Genomic DNA, 17,964 nt, shown 5'->3' on the forward strand with positions numbered 1-17,964 from the left:
GATTATAACGGTACAATTATGAGATGGAGTGTGAAGGTTTCAAATGGATGTAACAACTGTTATTGGCATTATTACGGGATTGCTTGCGCTATTGCTGGGGTTTATATGGGATGGCGGGCATGTAGAGAGTCTCTTCGAAAAAACGGCTCTGCTCATCGTCTTCGGAGGAACGTTCGCTGCGGTCGCCGTTAGCTTCCCGTTAAGCAAGCTGAAGCTGATTCCCGATTCCCTGCGGTTTGCATTCGGCAAATCCGACATCGATCCAAACATGATGATTGACCGAATCGTGGATATGGCTACGATTGCCCGCCGTGAAGGCGTGCTTGCTCTGGAGAATCAAGCTGTCGAGGTAGATGTCCCCTTCCTCCGCAATGGGTTGCTTATGGTCGTTGACGGCACTGACCCTGAGCTGACGAGGCAAATACTGGAGCTTGAAATCGATGCCGTGGAACGCAAGCGCGAAGGACAGGCCAAAATATTCGAAGCTGCGGGCGGCTACGCCCCTACGATGGGAATCATCGGTACCGTTATGGGCTTGATCCACGTTCTTGGCAATCTCGCTGATCCCGGCGCGCTCGGTCCGTCCATTGCCGTCGCTTTTACAGCTACTCTGTACGGCGTTGCCAGCGCCAATGTCATCTACTTGCCGCTCGCTTCGAAGATTAAGACGAACACGCAGGAGCATGTTCAGCTGCTTGAGCTGATGCTTGAAGGCATACTGGGCTTGCAAGCAGGCGAGAACCCTCAACTGATTCGCAAAAAACTGACTTCCTTTATGCTGCTGGAGCCGGAAAATCCAAGAGCGAAGAAGGTGGAAGCCAATGCGTCGAAGAAGTAGGCGGAAACGCGCTGTACAAGAAAATCATGAACGATGGCTCATTACATATGCGGATCTAATTACGCTGTTAATGATCTTTTTCGTCGTCCTCTACGCCATGAGCCAGATTGACATTCGCAAATATGACGTGCTGGCCCAATCGCTTCATTTCGAGTTCCGCAAATCAGACACCATATTGGAGATGGGCTCAGGCGTAACAGGGGGGCTTGATCCAGCTAAACAGCCTAAGCCGGCTGAAACCTCCGAGAAGGTCGACGATCCGGATAAAGAGCGTTTGGAAGAGAAGAAGAAACAGATGGAGCAGGACCTTCAAGATCTGTACAAGGTCATTCAATCGTATGTCAAGGCGAACCATCTGGAGCAGCTTGTCTTTGTCGCAGATACGTCTGAAGGAATTACGATCCGGCTATCCGATAAATTTCTGTTCGATCTCGGCAAAGCCGATCTGAAGGAGGATGCATCTCCCGTCCTTGCCAGGCTAGCCAGCCTGTTCAAACAGCTCGACAACACCATCAGCATTGAAGGACATACCGACAATCTCCCTATTCAAAAAGGCGGAACCTTTCAGGACAACTGGGGATTATCAGCAGGACGCTCGCTTGCCGTTCTCCGATATTTCGTCGATCAAACGAAGCTGGAGCCGAAGAAATTCAAGATTGCCGGTTACAGTGACACCCGGCCAGTGGCTCCGAACACGACCGAAGCGAACCGCCAGAAGAATCGCCGTGTTGAAATTACAGTGCTGCGGGGCAGGTAGCAGACGAGCGCGGAGCTCCCAGCGCGCGGTGCTTCGCTGCATGACGGCGGTCGGTCGACCCGAGCCGTCATGCGATTCCACGCCACGTCACATCGCGCGCTCCCATAACCACGAATCTTCCGGTCCACATGTGTTCATACTCGTGATCAACTTTCGCTTGTCCTGCAGCCAATAGCACTAGCCTTCTGCAAGCCCGGTACTAACCGGGCTTGTTTTGTTATAGGCGTAAGGAATGATAACATTCGCATTTTCGACAACATGTAAGCGCTTTAAAATAGTAGTTAACGATCATATCTGGATTTCATGGCATGTGCTATATTATGGCTGCAGCTGCATGATTGCGAAATAAGGCGGTGATCGAAAACGAGCGATGATTGCTATTCAAGTGTGCGCACAGGCAGCAACGAGATGTGGACAGTGGACGGCAATAACGATTCTACAAATTTGAGAGGAACGGTGATCTAATGAAAGCTGGAAAACCAAAGTTTTGGATGATGGCATTATTGGTCCTATGCATGGTGTTTGCGCCAATAACCGCTCAGGCGGGGACGGCAAGCGGCCCTACCGGGACCGCAAGTCTGACTTTTTCCTATGATACTTTTTCATGGACTGTATATCCGATATTCACGCCCTCAACCTATAGTACAACAAATACATCAGGAACGATTGATATTTACCGAATCGTGGGCGGCTCTGAGGTCCATTATAAATTGATCAATGCCGGCCATATTAATCCAGGCACAACTTTTTACACCACCAGCAGCCGCCCCTGCGGCCTTCCTACGGGAACTTACAAGGCGTATTTACGCACATTTGTAACCAGATACTCGCCAACCATTACCATCTCAATGCCTGTTGTTTCTGAAACGTTCACGGTTACTTCTTCTTCTGAATCTACCCCATGCTACAATAACTTCTAACCCGCCGCTTTACATGAAATAAGTTTTCTTCACAAAAATGGCTGAACAGCTCGCGACTGTTCAGCCATTTTACTATACCTAACTACTGTTACTGTGATAACCTACTGGACCGCCAAGGCACTTTCAATTGCAAGCTGCCGCCTATGAAGAGGCCGACGTCCCTTTCCTCTGTCTTGCAAGTCGGCCCCGCCTAATCAGATCAAGCAATGAAGCAGGACGCGCCGCTGCATAAAAGCCGGCCTTCTCGTCCGGGGCCAGTATGACGCCAAGCTGATGGTGCTCACCCGCATATCTCGCCCGCTGCACAAACTTGATATGCCCTTCATGATTCAGCACCTCCAGCTTGCAGAAAGCGGAGTTTACGTGCAGGGCGGCATACAGCTCTTCGATTCTGCGCACTCTTACGCCGTTTACTTTGTGCAGAATCTCGCCTGCGAGAATGCCCATCGCCTCTGCCGGCGTGCCTGGTATGACCGCCAATACGCATAAGCCTCGGTCATCGTGTACATAGAGAGGGCTTCTGGCCTCTTCCTTCAAAAAGCTGATGACGAGCAGCAGCTCATGAAGCAGCAGCGCACCCAAGGCAGCAACGATTGTGAGCGGCGGCCAGAATGCCGCGCCAATCGCCAGCGCGGCCACGGCAAGCCCGTATAGAAGCAGCGTTTGCGAAGCGCCGCGCGCCTTGGCTTCAGGCAGCAGCGTTCTCGTCAATTCCGTAAACCCGATCATCATCGGGAATCCAACCATCGTCCATCCGTTTCCGAGAACCCCATCGCCAAGCAAAGTCGCCCACGGCAGCGCAGCATCTGCTCCACCCGCAGCCGGTACGAGCATCAGCATAGGCACGGGCCAATAGCCCTGCAGCGCATAGCCGCCAACGAGCTTGCCCCGTTTGCCCTCCAGAAATAGCGGACTGGCGAATCGGGCGCCCTGCCAGCGAACCAGCAGCGCTTCCGCCACATGCATAAGCGCCACAAGAACGAGCAGCCCCGGTATGTCCAGACGGCCCAGAGATGCGGCTGCACCGCCCAGCCAATCTCCCCGTTCCGACAACGACGGGAACCAGCTCAAGCTCCACTGCAGAACGCCAAGCAAGCCAACGCTATATGCGAAGCATAAGTACCTCACGCGGATCAATGCCAGCAGCGCAGCAGTTCCCCACATCCAAATGACAGACTCCCCTGTCACTGAGACGCCTAGAAACAGCCCCGCACAAGAAGCGATCACGCCTACGATTAATCCGGCAAGCATCGTTTTTGCAAGCGTTCTGGGCCAAGCATGAAGCCGGACATGGAACAGCTTGCGCTCCAGCCGGGTTTGTCTCATATATTGAAGCATAATAAGCAGCACCGCCACATAATAGAACGGGGATATCAGCAATTGCAACGCCGCTGATCCCGCCTGGCTTAGCACTTCCAGTGCAGCATCCAATGTCTCCACTCCCTCTCGCAAAAAAAAGAAGGCTGCGCCGCGATACCTTCGCAGCTTCAACCTTCTACATGTTCGACACCAGCTTTATAAAATCCTGCCTGGACTACTTGCCGTTTCCGAGTTTCTCCTTCAAGACGTCTACCGCCTTGGCCAGCTGCACGTCATTCTTCTCATCCGTTATTTTGTCGAGAAGCTTCATCTCCAGCTGCTCGGCTGTCTTCTTATCTACCTTGCCGGTCACTGGAAGGCCTGCATCCTTCTGGAATGCCTTCACGGCCTTCTCAGTGGCGAGGCTGAAATAGCCATCCTTGCGATCACTCTCGTAATCCAGTCCGGCAAGCATGATCTGCATGCTGCGGATATCTTCATCGATCGTATCCACTACAAGCGTCTTGGCCTTGGACAAGCGAGCCACGGTATAGTAATCCGGAGGCAGCACCTCGACGTCAGGCTTCAGCCCTTTCTCATGAACCCAATTGCCGAGTGGAGTCAGCCATTTGGCAATCGTCATTTTCAGCAAGCTGCCATCGCCCGTCGCCTTATCGTAGCTCACCTGCACCGTTCCTTTGCCAAAGGTCGTCTCGCCGACGAGTATCGCTCCGGCTCCTTCCTTTAGCGCGCCTGCCAGCACTTCAGAAGCGCTTGCGCTGCCCTTGTTCATAAGTACGGCAACAGGGTAATTCTTGCCTGTACCTTGCGACAACGTTTTGTCGCGTTCTCCTTTTCGATCCTCCACCTGTACGATCGGCTTTCCTTTCGATATGAAAGGCTGCGCGACTGAAACAACGACAGGCAGCACTCCGCCAGGATTGCTTCTCACGTCGATGACGAGCCCTTTCATTCCCTGCTCCTCAAGCTTCGCAAGCTCTTCTTCGAACCGTTCACCCGTATTCAGCGAGAATTGCCTGATTTCGATGACGCCAACGCCATCTTCCTTGCGGTAATGCGCATATACCGTCTCATAGTCAATATCGTCACGAATAATGACAAGCTGAATGGGTTGAGATGCACCAGTGCGCTGAATGGAGAGCTTCACCTTGCTTCCCTTAGGGCCGCGGATTTTGGCAACAGCATCATTCAGGGTCAGCCCATCGAGCTTCTCGCCATTGACTGAGAGCAGTATATCTTTGGCCTGGACGCCTGCGCGCTCAGCGGGAGAGCCTTTAATAGGCGATACAACCGTAACCTTGTTATCCACCAAGGATACTTCAGCTCCGATTCCCGTAAACGAACCTTCCACCGACTCGGAAAAATGCTGCGCCATATCCTTCTCCATATAGACGGAATAAGGATCTCCGAGCGATTCCATCATTCCCTTGACTGCCCCGTCGAGAATCTTCGTTCGGTCAATATCGCGAAAATATTTAGTCTCAATCAGCTCGACGACTGCATTAAGCTTGCCAAGCTCCTTCTCGCTGATGGCGACCCCGCGATTAGAATCAGAAGAGGCTGCGCCTGCTGCCGTACCTCCACCCTCCAACAATATCCAACGGTCAGCGAAGGACAATGTCACCAGCGCTGTAGCTGCAATGGCCAGTAAAATAAACGCCGCAACTGTGCGTCCTTTGAATTGCACGTTATCACCACCTTAAAAAGTCATTACTCTTAACTATCCCACTGCATCTATCTATTGAATCTCACGAACACGAACCCTCCTAGTATATGACAAGCCGCACCCATTTATTTGCGTTGTGGGTACGGCATCATAAAATGGAGCCTTATTTAAATTTTATTTCAAATAGCTGTTCGGATTAACCGGAGTCTGATCCTTGCGAACCTCGAAGTGAAGATGATTGCCAGATGATATGCCTGTGCTGCCTACTTCGGCAATTTTCTGTCCGCGCTTGACAGTTTGCCCCTTCTCTACCATGATGCCATCCTTGCGAATATGGCCGTAGAGCGTCCATAATCCCGCGCCATGATTAATGATGACACAATATCCATAACCGCTCCACCATTGCGCAACGATGACGACACCAGATTCCGCTGCATAGATCGACGTACCTTTGGGAGCAGCCATATCAATGCCGTTATGCGACTTCCGCTTGCCGGAAATCGGGTGAATACGGGTCCCAAAGCCAGAAGTAAGCGTATAGCTGTCTTTCAGTGGAACGGCCAGCGACCCACCGGTATAATAGGTCTTCACCTTCCGCTTCTTCTCCTCAAGGTCCGCTTCTGTCTTGGCCAGCTGCATCAATTGCTCCGTCGACTTCTCGCTGATCTCCTCCAGCTCTTCAACCTTTTCGTTGAACTGAAGAATCATCACTTCCTTCTGGCTTTCCTTGTTAACCAAAAGTGTCTTGTAGCTGTCAAGCTTGCCATACATTACCCGCACTTCATCGAGCGCCCCCTCGATTTCCTGCTTCTTGGCAGCGATGAGCTCCTTCTCATGGTTATAGTTCTCAAGCAGTTCACGGTCTTGACCAAGTATGGATTTAAGAGCGTCGAACCGATCCAGGAAGTCGGAAAAGCTTGTAGCGCTCATCAGAACGTCCAAATAGGAAACAGAACCCTTCGTATACATCAAACGGACACGGGATTGAAGCAGCACGTCCTGATTGGCCAGCCGTTCTTCAGCTGCCTGAAGATCCTCCCCCGCCTGAAGCAGGCTTGCTTCCCGCGCTGCAATCTGCTGCTGCATATCGATCATTTGAGTGCCCACACTGTCAAGCTCCACCAGCAGCTCATTGATTGTTTTGGCAGTCTCTTCCTTCTGTGCGAGTACCGAATCGCGTTCTTTCTCCGCTTCTGTACGGCTATTCTTGGCATCCGCAATATCTTGACGGACCTTAGCCAATTCTTTATTGATCTTGTCCACCTGAGAGGCGGCTTCCCCACCGAATGGTTGAAAGATAAAGGCTGCGAATACAATAACGGTCAGGGTGGCGAGTGCTTTTCTCACGTTAACCATCACCTACACTTTCAAATATCTGCGCACGGATAAAATACTGCCCCAAATGCCGATCAACGTCCCCAGTGCGAGCAGCGGCACCGATACGATCAGGCTCACTTCCTTGAGCGTTACGAGTTGGAACATCATCAGCCCCAGCTGATATTCGGATGCGCCAATAATCTGCGAATAGCCTACAAATAAAAGAATAACCGTTGCAACGGAGCCGATAATTCCAATTAGCGCACCCTCTATGAAGAATGGCCAGCGGATAAAATTGTTCGTTGCGCCTACAAGCTTCATAATGCCAATTTCACGCCGCCGCGCCAAAATCGTGATCTTGATCGTAGTGGAGATCAGGAATATGGCCATCACCGCGAGTCCAGCGACAATAACAAATCCGATAATGCGAACCGCATCCGTCACTTTGAAGATAGAATCAACCGTACCCTTGCCGTAGTTGATATCTGTAATAGGCTTTGATTGATCCTCAATATTCAAGGCTCCGATCTTCTTGGCGACGAATCCGATATTCTTCGGCTCATATACTTCGACCGTGAAAGCATCTGGCAGCGGGTTATTGCTCTCATTGAATCCTTCCAGAAGCTCTGCCCCGTCTTCGCCAATGCTCTTCCTTAGAAGCTCGATTCCTTCAGCCTTCGGAACGAAGGTGACCTTGCTCACTTCTGGAATATTGCCGATCTCGGTTTGCAGCTGATCAATCTTCGCCTGCTCCGTATCGAGCTTCATGTACACGCGAATTTCCACTTGGCTTTCAATTTGATCTGCAATGATGTTGACATTAAGCGCCATCAGCATGAAGACGCCGAGTATAAACAATGAAATTCCGATTGAGCTGATAGAGGCAAAGGACATCCAGCCGTTGCGAATAATATTCAAGACGCCTTCCCTTAGATGGCGGAGAATGGTGCTAAATTTCATAGCCGTACTCCCCTCTTGCTTCATCACGAACGATAATTCCGTTCTCGATCGCAATGACGCGCTTGCGAAGGGTATTCACGATTTCCCGGTTATGTGTAGCCATAACAATTGTCGTCCCCCGGAAATTAATTTCTTCCAATAAATTCATAATCCCCCACGATGTCTCTGGGTCCAGATTGCCTGTCGGCTCATCTGCTACGATTACAGCAGGATTGTTGACGATGGCTCTTGCTATGGCCACACGCTGCTGCTCGCCGCCTGATAGCTGCGCTGGCAGGCTGCTGTGCTTATTCCGCAAGCCTACAAGCTCCAGCACTTCCATTGTCCGCTTCTTAATGATTCGACGCGGCGCTTCAATAACTTCCATCGCGAATGCTACATTCTCATAAGCGCTCAGCTTCGGAAGCAGCCGATAATCTTGGAAAATAACGCCGATATTGCGCCTGACATAAGGTATTTTGCGTGGTTTGAGTTTCCCTATATTAAACCCATTCACCGATATTTGGCCTTTCGTGGGCACTTCTTCGCGATAAATAAGCTTCATAAATGTGGATTTTCCAGCCCCGGACGGACCAACGAGGTACACGAATTCATTGCGGTCAATAACAACTGAAACACCGCGCAGAGCATGCGTTCCATCCGCGTACGTTTTCCATATGTCTTGCAGTTCAATCACATTATCACATCCTGTAGATAGTCAGCCTTTCTTAATTCGACAGAAACTCATTAAATCCTCTACCTTGGCCCCAATTTCTTCATTTTTAATAATTCGCATGTTGTTACAGTTCGTCACTTTAGTACTAGATGCATGCCATTATTCGACAAATGTTCGGAGTTATGAATGACGAAAAATAATCAGTGCACAGACATTTATTTCGCCAAATAAGAAAAAACATGGTGGGGACTCTTGACTGCATATATATGTAACAATCGCAGCACAGGGGTGATGATGAACTTGAGAAGGTCGCATTATGTATGGATTGGATTAGCATTGCTGCTATTATTGGGACTGATAGCTTGGAGAATGCTATGGGCGTATGCGAATAGTGATGCGGTTCCTGACGGAGTGCTGCTGCTTCAGGAAGGCGGCAATGCCAGCGAAGGCTCGATCTCGCTTGGAAGCGACGCAGCATTTGCTATAGGCGGCCTAACAATTGACGCTGTGCTGGACGAACTCCAGAAGAGAGCCGATGCGCTGCACAGCCTCCAGTTTACAGTTCAAGCCAAAGGGAGCAAGCAGGCGGCGACCTGGACTTTATTTGAGCTGGGTGTTCGTGTCGATACGAGGAAAGCTGCTGCCCTTATTTCCAAGCTCCGTTCAGGCAGTATGTGGGAAAGAGTGCAATACAGGCGGCATTTTCCGAATAAGCTGAACATAGAAATGCGCTGGGACAAAAAAAGATTTGCCGAACAGGTGCGAAGCGTCTGGGGCATGCTGGATGCGAATGAACCGGCAAATGCAGCACGTACCATCACCTCTGATGATAAAGTCGTCTATAAGCCTCATCAAGACGCTTATCGGCTGGACATGAATTCATTGCTGGCTCAAGCCCAAACGGCGCTGGAAGCAGCATCAACCGCGCAATGGGGAGCATCTCCGGCTGCTAAGGATATCATCACAACTCTCCCTCTGCGTACCGTTCATCCAGAAATCACACTAAGCCGGCTGCAATCCGAGGGCATTGAGCGAATGATCGCTTCATTCACAACAGATTTCAGTTCAAGCGGCAAAGGCCGCGCCCATAATGTGAGCATCGTAGCGAGAACGCTGCATGATTGGGAGCTTGCCCCTAATGATGTGTTTGATTATCGAAAAGTGATTGAGCTGACCCGTGATAAATACGGCTTCCGCGAAGCGCCCGTTATCCTCAACGGCGAGCTGGTGCCCGGTATTGGCGGCGGGATCTGTCAGGTTTCGAGTACACTCTATAATGCGGCACTGCTGGCCGGACTTGAGATGGTCGAGCGCCGCAATCATTCACTTCCGGTTTCTTATTTGCCCAAAGGTCGGGATGCAACCTTCGCAGAGGGCGCCATTAATTTCAGATTCAAGAACACGACCGGCAAACATCTCATTATTCGCACAGCCGCTAGCGGCGGCAAGCTAACAGTGAAGCTTTTCGGGACGCTGCCCCGAAATGTGAAATATAAGCTCCAATCAACAACCTTAAAGGTGATTGAGCCGCCGATCAAAGAAATCCCCTCCACCACGGTTCCGGCAGGGCAACGGCTGCTTATGAAAACCGGCAAATCCGGCTATGTAATCGAAACGTACCGCATTAAGCTTCAAGATGGCAAGGAAATATCGCGCTCCAAAATTTCACGCGACACGTATAAAGCCCAACCAACTCTCTACAGTGTTTCGCCCGAGCATTCAGGCCCAGGCGCGATACAGGGAGAAGACATCTCCAATAATCGAAAGCAGCTGCTGGAGGACGGTGTAAGGGGAGAATGACTGATGTCCAACTATGGAACCGCCCTAAGGAATCACGAAGGCGTGGGGGCCACGGGAGTCACGGAGAGTCACGAACAGTCGTGGGAGTCACGGAGAGTCACAAACAGTCGTGGCCGGAGTCACAGGAAGTCACGAACAGTCGTGGGAGCCAAGGAATCACGGGAGTCGTGGGGCCATCGGAGTCACGGAGAGTTTTAGGGAATCCTAGAATTAATCGCAAAACCTTTCTGCAAGCGGGTTTCTTCAGGTTTTCCTGGTTTTCCTGGTTTTTCTGGTTTTTCTGACTCTCAGCTCGATTTCACTCATTTATGTGTGCTGTTTGACGAATTCTCCTTCTTACAGCTTTATGCGATGCCTCTTTCATGTGCGGAAGCGTTCTGTAAGCAGGTTTTTCGGTAGCGTCAAGAAGTTTGTGTAAGGCGGTAGGGATATCCATCGGGACGATGGAATAAGCGATGTTCGAATGTTCTGACGATGTTGCCGATGGGGGATAAAGCCCCCACTATTTCCGGTAATTACTGGTTACTCAACGGGCTGCGGGTAGCGTTCGTCGAACATTTCGGCAAGCTTTTTCTTGACTTCCGTTACTCCGAAACCTGGTGTGACGCGTTCTGCATACACATCGTTATACTCGATACACTGCAAGTAGACGACTTTCTCGGCCGCATCCATGTTCGTTAAACTGTTCATAGGCTTGAGCCGCTTACGAAACTCCTTGTTCATACGCTCGATGGCATTCGAAGTATAGATGGCCTTCTTAATCGCTGCTGGGTATTTGTAGAACGTCAGCAAAGTCGACAATTGGCTCTCCCAAGACTTCATCTCCTTGGGGTAGAGCTTGCCCCATTTGGACTTCACCGTGTCGAAGGCGGCAAGCGCCATGTCGTGGTCGACCGCGTTGTAGATCGTCTTCAGATCGTTGATGACGTCGGTCTTGTGCTCGACCCGAATCTTTGGGAAGGTCGCACGGACCTTGTGCACGATGCAATGCTGGACATCTGCCTTTGGGTAGGTCTCTCGGAAAGCCTCGTCCAAGCCCGGCAAGCCGTCGAATACGCCCAGCAGCACTTCCTGGACCCCGCGGCTATAGAGGTCTTTCAACACCTCGCGCCAGCCGTTCGAGCTCTCCTGGCCGCCGACGTAGAAACCGAGGATCTGACGATGTCCGTGCTCGTCGATACCCATGGCGAAGTAGATGACCTCGCCGCTTACCGTGCTGCGCTTGAGCTTGACGTACAATCCGTCTAAGTAGATCACGGAAAATCGCTTGGAGAGTGGGCGCTCCTGCCACACTTTGATGTCTTCGAGTACAGTAGCGGTAATGTTGCTGACCGTGGTCGGGGAATAGTGGCTGCCGAACATGCTCTCAATGAAGCGCGCCACATCACGGGTACCCATACCGCTTTTGTACATTTGGATGACGGCCTCCTCCAGCCAGCCGTCACGTCGCTGGTACGGTTCGAAGACGTGAGTCTGAAACTGACCGTTACGATCCCGCGGGACCGAGAGGTCCTCCATGTTGCCGTATTTCGTGTGTAGCGTACGCTTGTAGTAGCCGTTGCGGTTGTTGTGCCGATCGCACTCGTCTGACTCCATGAAGGCAGCGATCTCCGCACGCATGATGCTTTCGAGGTTGTCCTGTACGAACTGCGTAACAAGATTTTCAAATAGATTAGTGAGTGCATTTTCGGGTATATTAGTCATCGGTAGGGTCCTTTCTCTGGTGGCTTCGACACCCCTGAGGATACCCTACTTTTTTGTTGCCCGACTAGGCTACAAATCTTGGTACACAGACAATTTTACGCCATCGGTTTTTCCGTTCCTCAGCTCGTTTTCGCTCATTTATGTGCGCTGTTAGACGAATTCTCCTTCTTACAGCTTTATGCGATGCCTCTTTCATGTGCGGAACCGTTCTGTAAGCAGGTTTTTCCGTTTCTCAGCTCGATTTCGCTCATTTATGTGCGCTGTTAGACGAATTCTCCCTCTTACAGCTTTATGTGATGCCTCTTTCATGCGCGGAACCGTTCTGTAAGCGGGTTTTTCCGTCTCTCAGCTCGATTTTACTCATTTATGTGCGCTGTTAGACGAATTCTCCCTCTTACAGCTTTATGCGATGCCTCTTTCATGTACGGAACCGTTCTGTAAGCAGGTTTTTCCGTTTCTCAGCTCGATTTCACTCATTTATGTGCGCTGTTAGACGAATTCTCCCTCTTACAGCTTTATGCGATGCCTCTTTCATATGCGGAACCGATTTGTTTAAGCGGGCTCCCCTTCTTTCAGCTCGATTTTGCTCAAGCGCGTGCGTGTTAGACGGATTTCGCTCTTCTTATAGTTTACGCAATGCCACATTGTGATTGGGAATCATTCGGCGCTCGTTCCACACTCCGATTTTAGTTCTGAATATGCAAAAAAAACCTCCAAGTCGCAAAAGCGAATTCGGAGGTTTCATGTATTCGTTTGCGCCTATCTGCTGCGCTCGATATATTCAACTGTCCATTCAGCCGTCCGCCCAAGCTCCGCTTCAGCGCGAGAAATCGCCGCTTCGACCTGAACTCGTGCAGTTCCGCCGTACACATTGCGAGCATTGACAACTTGCTCAGGCTGCAGCACTGTGAAGATGCTATCATCGAACAGCTTCGAGAATTGCTTGAACTCATCAAGTGTGAGATCCAGCAAATATTTCCCCTGCTGAATGCAATACAGCACAGTCTTGCCGATGACCTCATGCGCTTGGCGGAAAGGAAGCCCTTTGCCCACGAGAAAATCTGCAATATCCGTCGCATTGGAAAAATCCTGGTTCACAGCTTGGCGCATCCGATCCCTGTCAACCTTCATCGTCGCGATCATCGGCGCGAATAATTGAAGTGCTCCTTGCAGCGTGCGAACGGTATCGAACATGCCTTCCTTGTCTTCCTGCATATCCTTGTTGTACGCAAGCGGCAGCGATTTAAGCACTGTCAGCAATCCGATCAGATTGCCATATACACGTCCCGTCTTGCCGCGAACAAGCTCCGGCACGTCCGGGTTTTTCTTCTGCGGCATAATGCTGCTGCCTGTACAAAATGCATCGTCCAACTCGACGAAATGAAACTCTGTACTCGACCACATGATGAGCTCCTCACTAAGACGCGATAGATGCATCATCAATATCGAAGCATGAGAGAGAAACTCCAGAATGAAGTCGCGGTCGCTTACTGCATCAAGGCTGTTCTCGTACACACGGTCGAATTTCAGCTGGCTTGCTACATAATGGCGGTCAATCGGGAAAGTTGTTCCCGCTAGCGCGCCAGCTCCGAGCGGCAGCATATTAATTCGCTTGTAGCTGTCCTGCAGCCGTTCAATATCACGACCAAACATCGATACATAGGCCATCATATGATGAGCGAACAGAATCGGTTGAGCACGTTGAAGATGCGTATAGCCCGGCAGAATCGTGTCCAAATTCGCTTTGGCTTGCTCTACAAGCGCAGTTTGCAGCTTATGCAGCAGGTCGACGAATTCAACAACGCGTTTACGAAGATACAAATGCATATCCGTCGCCACTTGATCATTGCGGCTCCGTCCCGTATGCAGCTTGCCCCCTACTGGGCCAATATCATCGATCAGCGTCTTCTCAATGTTCATATGAATATCTTCATCGGAGATGGAGAATTCAATATCGTTCCTCTTAATACGCTGCAGCACGCGATGAAGCCCATCCTTAATTGTATCCACATCATTTGCTGGCAGAATCCCCTGCTTGCCGAGCATCGTCACATGCGCCACGCTGCCCTGAATGTCTTCCTCTGCCAGCTCTTTGTCAAACATGATCGACGCGGTATATTCCTCAACCAGTTGGTCGGTTTTTTTCGTAAACCGTCCGCCCCACAATTTGCTCACTTATGGTACACCCCTTTATTCATTTCACACCTGAAAGAATGGATTCTATTTAGCCTAAAGCTTCGCATAAATGCCTGTTGCGCTCATTCCATCCAGACATTTCTCGCACCCCGCAGGTTGCGTCTGTTTCTTCTAGAATAGCCCCCGCGCCATGCAGGTCGCGTTCATTCCTCTAGACTAACCTCCCACCATGCAGGTCGCGTTCATTCCTCTAGACTAACCTCCCACCATGCAGGTCGCGTTCTTTTCATCCAGATCTGTATTCACAAAATGCAAATCGAGTCCATTCCGACCAAATTAATGTCCACACAACGCAGGTCGGGCTCATTCCCTGGGGAAATAGCCCGACCAAGCTGCTTGAAAGCGCGTTAGCTTTCGATTATTTCTTGCTTTGCTCGACTCCCGAGGACACTTTCAGACGAAGCGCGTTCAGACGAATAAAGCCGGTTGCATCGCCTTGATCGTACGCTTGAGACGGATCTGCTTCCATTGTTGCGATATCCGGATTGTACAGACTGACCGGACTCTTGACGCCTGCGCCAATAATATTTCCTTTGTACAGCTTCAAGCGGACAACACCGCTGACATTTTTCTGACTTTCCGTCACGAGCGCTTGCAGCGCAAGACGCTCCGGCGCGAACCAGAAGCCATTGTAAACGAGCGTTGCGTATTTGGCGATCAGCGAATCACGCAGATGCATCACTTCGCGGTCCATCGTCAGGGATTCCATTTTGCGATGTGCGGTGAATAGAATGGAACCGCCCGGAGTTTCATATACGCCGCGGCTCTTCATGCCAACGAAACGATTCTCCACCATATCGACACGGCCGATGCCATGCTTGCCGCCAAGCTCATTCAGCTGCTCCATGACTGCGAGCGGACTGAGCTGCTCGCCGTTGATGGCTACACAATTGCCCGCTTCAAAGGTCAGCTCGATATATTCCGCCTGATCCGGTGCATCCTCAGGAGCTACGCTCAGAACGAACATTTCTTTATTGGAATCCGCGCTAGGATCGAACCACGGATCCTCAAGCACCCCGCTCTCAAAGCTGATATGCAGCAGATTGCGGTCCATGGAATACGGCTTCGCAGCCGATGCTTGTACCGGAATGTTATGCTTTTCCGCATAAGCGATCATCTCTGCACGGCCAGGGAATTCCTCACGGAATTGCTCGCTGCGCCATGGCGCGATAACTTGAATGTCCGGTGCGAGCGCCGCTGCAGTCAGCTCGAAGCGCACTTGGTCATTCCCTTTGCCCGTTGCTCCATGCGCAATTGCCGTCGCGCCTTCAGCGCGCGCTATGTCTACCATACGCTTAGCGATCAGCGGACGAGCAATCGAGGTCCCCAGCAGGTATTGCCCTTCATACAGAGCGCCCGACTGGAACATCGGGTAGATAAAATCCTGTGCAAACTCATCGCGCAAATCATCAATGTAAACTTTGGATGCGCCGGTCGCGAGCGCTTTGGCCTCCAGGCCGTCCAGCTCATCCTTTTGCCCGATATCAGCAGTAAATGCAATAATTTCCGCATCATAGGTTTCTTTCAGCCATTTGAGAATAACGGACGTATCCAGACCGCCCGAGTATGCAAGTACGATTTTTTCCTTCGCCATCTTCCGTTCAAGCTCCTTTATATGAATGATGATTACATTATCGCTGCCATAATTGCTTTTTGCGCATGAAGACGGTTCTCAGCCTGGTCGAAAATAATCGATTGCTTCCCGTCAATGATACCCTCGCTCACTTCTTCCCCGCGGTGCGCCGGGAGGCAGTGCATGAACAGATAGTCCTTCTTCGCGTATTTCATAAGCTCCTCGTTCACTTGGTAGTTCGCGAACGCAACTTCACGATCCTTCTGCTCGGCTTCAAAGCCCATGCTGGCCCATACGTCCGTATAAATGATATCCGCATCCGCTACCGCTTCCTTAGGATCACGGCAAATATGAATCTGCGAGCCTGTCTCTGAGGCATTGTCCCGCGTCTGCCTAACAATATCCTCGTCCGGCTCATAGCCCTCAGGCGTCGCGACGGACATGTTCATGCCAAGCTTGGCAGCGCCCATAAGCAGTGAATGCACCATATTGTTGCCATCGCCGATATAAGCGATCTTCAGCCCTTCAAGGCGGCCTTTATGCTCAAGCACAGTCTGATAGTCGGCAAGCGCTTGGCAAGGGTGGGAAAGATCCGTCAGTCCGTTGATGACAGGCACAGTCGCTCCACGAGCAAGCTCGATGACGGTACGATGCGCATAGGTGCGGATCATGATGCCATCGAGGTAACGGGACAGCGTCTGCGCGGTATCCCATACCGTCTCCCCCCGTCCGATCTGCAGATCGTTGCGGCTCAGAAACAGCGCATGACCGCCTAGCTGGTACATCCCAACCTCGAAGGAAACACGGGTACGCGTGGAAGATTTCTCGAAAATCATCCCAAGCGTCTTTCCTTGCAGCGGGTGATAAACCTCCCCCGCCTTCTGCTTCTGCTTCAATGCGATCGCCAGCTCTATAAGGTAGCGTACTTCCTCCGGCTTATAATCTACCAGCGCGAGAAAATCGCGGCCCTTCAAATTCAGAGCCATCTCTTCATGTATTATGGATTGCATCTATTCAAAACTCCCTTCTCTCGTTATTGTGCCGCTGCTGTTCTTTCCGCAAACATCGAAGCCAGTATGCCGACAGCCTCATCAATTTCTTCGCGGGCAACAAGCAGATTCGGAAGCAGACGGATCACATTCGGTCCTGCTGTTATGACCAGCAATCCTCGCTTTTGTCCTTCATTGATGAAATCTCCCACCGGCTCCTTGCATGCAATGCCGACGATAAGTCCTCTGCCGCGGATTTCCTCCACAAGCGGATGGCCCCCAAGCTTCTCGCGAAGCTGCTCCATCAGATAGTCGCCCATTTCGGCCGCGCGCTCTGCGAGCTTGTCGTCTACGATCGTCTCGATGGTCGCTTTCACTGCTGCCGTAGCGATTGGCGTGCCGCCAAAGGTCGAGCCATGGCTGCCTGCGCTGAACGCTTCGACAAGCGCCCCCTTCGCCAGCATGGCGCCTACCGGAAAGCCGCTTCCGAGTCCTTTTGCCAAGGTGAAAATATCCGGTTCTATGCCATAGTGCTGAAAAGCGAACAGCTTGCCGGTACGGCCCATCCCCGTCTGGATCTCGTCAATGATAAGCAGAATGCCATTGTCCCGGCACAGCTTGGATATGTGCTGCAGGAAAGCAGGATCAACAGCATGAATGCCGCCCTCAGCCTGTATCAGCTCCAGCATAATCGCCGCTGTCTTGTCTGTAATCGCGGATTCCAGCGCCGGAATATCGTGCAAGGGCACGGTGATGAAGCCTTGCGGAAGCGGAGAGAAGCCTTCCTTGACTTTATCCTGTCCCGTAGCCGTCAGCGTCGCCAAGGTCCGTCCGTGGAAGGACTGCTGGAATGTAATGATCTCATAACGTCCGCTGTCGATCACCTTCTGATGATAACGCCTTGCAAGCTTGATCGCCGCTTCATTCGCCTCTGCGCCAGAATTGCAGAAGAACACGGCATCCGCAGGGCTGTTGTCTGTTAGCAGTTGACCTGCTGCTTCTTGATTCGGAATATGAAACAGGTTGGATACATGCCACAGCTCATCAAGCTGCTTCACGAGCGCTTCTTTAACTCGGTCAGGCGCATGGCCCAAATTCGTAACCGCGATCCCGCTCATGAAATCCAAATATTTATTTCCCTGATCATCCCATAGCCAGCTTCCTTTGCCCTTGACGAGGGTTAGCGGGAATCTTGCATAGGTCGGAAACAGTGAGCTGCCGCTAGCTTGCCTCGCCCCGTTTGCCGCCTTATTACTGTCGCTCATCATC

At 51.2% G+C, this 17,964-nt stretch carries 14 protein-coding genes; 4 read left to right on the forward strand and 10 right to left on the reverse strand.

Annotated elements, in window-relative coordinates:
- The first annotated feature begins 43 nt into the window (after positions 1-43).
- The 3 genes from L6H65_RS01555 (at position 44) to L6H65_RS01565 (ending at position 2,515) form a co-directional block, all read left to right on the forward strand.
- Entirely contained in the window at positions 44-838 is a 795-nt protein-coding gene (locus L6H65_RS01555; protein ID WP_236338554.1) for a flagellar motor protein, read from the forward strand.
- On the forward strand, positions 822-1,595 hold the full coding sequence (locus L6H65_RS01560; RefSeq protein ID WP_236338555.1) for an OmpA/MotB family protein: 774 nt from the start codon (positions 822-824) through the stop codon (positions 1,593-1,595). The genes L6H65_RS01555 and L6H65_RS01560 overlap by 17 nt, the downstream gene beginning before the upstream one ends.
- 464 nt (positions 1,596-2,059) lie before the next feature.
- Positions 2,060-2,515, forward strand: a complete 456-nt coding sequence (locus L6H65_RS01565) for a hypothetical protein (RefSeq protein ID WP_236338556.1) — start codon at positions 2,060-2,062, stop codon at positions 2,513-2,515.
- Positions 2,516-2,656: 141 nt separating this feature from the next.
- Here L6H65_RS01565 and L6H65_RS01570 read toward each other — a convergent pair whose 3' ends face one another.
- The 5 genes from L6H65_RS01570 to ftsE form a co-directional block, all read right to left on the reverse strand.
- Positions 2,657-3,946, reverse strand: coding sequence for a PDZ domain-containing protein (locus L6H65_RS01570; RefSeq protein ID WP_236338557.1), 1,290 nt, complete (start codon positions 3,944-3,946; stop codon positions 2,657-2,659).
- Positions 3,947-4,049: 103 nt separating this feature from the next.
- Entirely contained in the window at positions 4,050-5,522 is a 1,473-nt protein-coding gene (locus tag L6H65_RS01575) for a S41 family peptidase (protein WP_236338558.1), read from the reverse strand.
- A 153-nt stretch (positions 5,523-5,675) separates the two neighbouring features.
- The gene (locus tag L6H65_RS01580) at positions 5,676-6,857 is read right to left on the reverse strand and encodes a murein hydrolase activator EnvC family protein (RefSeq protein ID WP_236338559.1); all 1,182 of its coding nucleotides are present in this window, start codon (positions 6,855-6,857) and stop codon (positions 5,676-5,678) included.
- Between the two features lie 3 nt (positions 6,858-6,860).
- Entirely contained in the window at positions 6,861-7,778 is a 918-nt protein-coding gene (gene ftsX, locus L6H65_RS01585) for a permease-like cell division protein FtsX (protein WP_236338560.1), read from the reverse strand.
- Entirely contained in the window at positions 7,768-8,454 is a 687-nt protein-coding gene (gene ftsE, locus L6H65_RS01590) for a cell division ATP-binding protein FtsE (RefSeq protein ID WP_236338561.1), read from the reverse strand. The genes ftsX and ftsE overlap by 11 nt, the downstream gene beginning before the upstream one ends.
- A gap of 279 nt (positions 8,455-8,733) precedes the next feature.
- Here ftsE and L6H65_RS01595 point away from each other — a divergent pair, with 279 nt between their 5' ends.
- Positions 8,734-10,233, forward strand: a complete 1,500-nt coding sequence (locus L6H65_RS01595) for a VanW family protein (RefSeq protein WP_236338562.1) — start codon at positions 8,734-8,736, stop codon at positions 10,231-10,233.
- Between the two features lie 522 nt (positions 10,234-10,755).
- Here the strand turns inward: L6H65_RS01595 and L6H65_RS01600 are convergent.
- From L6H65_RS01600 to argD, 5 genes are all read right to left on the reverse strand, one after another.
- Complete coding sequence (locus L6H65_RS01600) at positions 10,756-11,937, reverse strand: IS256 family transposase (protein ID WP_236338563.1); 1,182 nt, start codon at positions 11,935-11,937, stop codon at positions 10,756-10,758.
- A gap of 759 nt (positions 11,938-12,696) precedes the next feature.
- Positions 12,697-14,112 carry an argininosuccinate lyase gene (gene argH / locus L6H65_RS01605; RefSeq protein WP_236338564.1) on the reverse strand — a complete coding sequence of 472 codons (1,416 nt, stop codon included), beginning with the start codon at positions 14,110-14,112 and terminating at the stop codon, positions 12,697-12,699.
- A gap of 379 nt (positions 14,113-14,491) precedes the next feature.
- Positions 14,492-15,727 carry an argininosuccinate synthase gene (locus L6H65_RS01610; protein ID WP_236338566.1) on the reverse strand — a complete coding sequence of 412 codons (1,236 nt, stop codon included), beginning with the start codon at positions 15,725-15,727 and terminating at the stop codon, positions 14,492-14,494.
- Between the two features lie 32 nt (positions 15,728-15,759).
- Positions 15,760-16,716 (reverse strand): ornithine carbamoyltransferase, encoded by a 957-nt coding sequence (gene argF, locus L6H65_RS01615; protein ID WP_236338568.1) that lies wholly within the window; start codon positions 16,714-16,716, stop codon positions 15,760-15,762.
- 23 nt (positions 16,717-16,739) lie between these two features.
- Positions 16,740-17,960 carry an acetylornithine transaminase gene (gene argD, locus L6H65_RS01620; protein ID WP_236338831.1) on the reverse strand — a complete coding sequence of 407 codons (1,221 nt, stop codon included), beginning with the start codon at positions 17,958-17,960 and terminating at the stop codon, positions 16,740-16,742.
- Positions 17,961-17,964 lie beyond the last annotated feature (4 nt).

It is taken from the genome of Paenibacillus plantiphilus (genome assembly GCF_927798095.1).
GTDB classification, from domain to species: domain Bacteria; phylum Bacillota; class Bacilli; order Paenibacillales; family Paenibacillaceae; genus Paenibacillus_Z; species Paenibacillus_Z plantiphilus.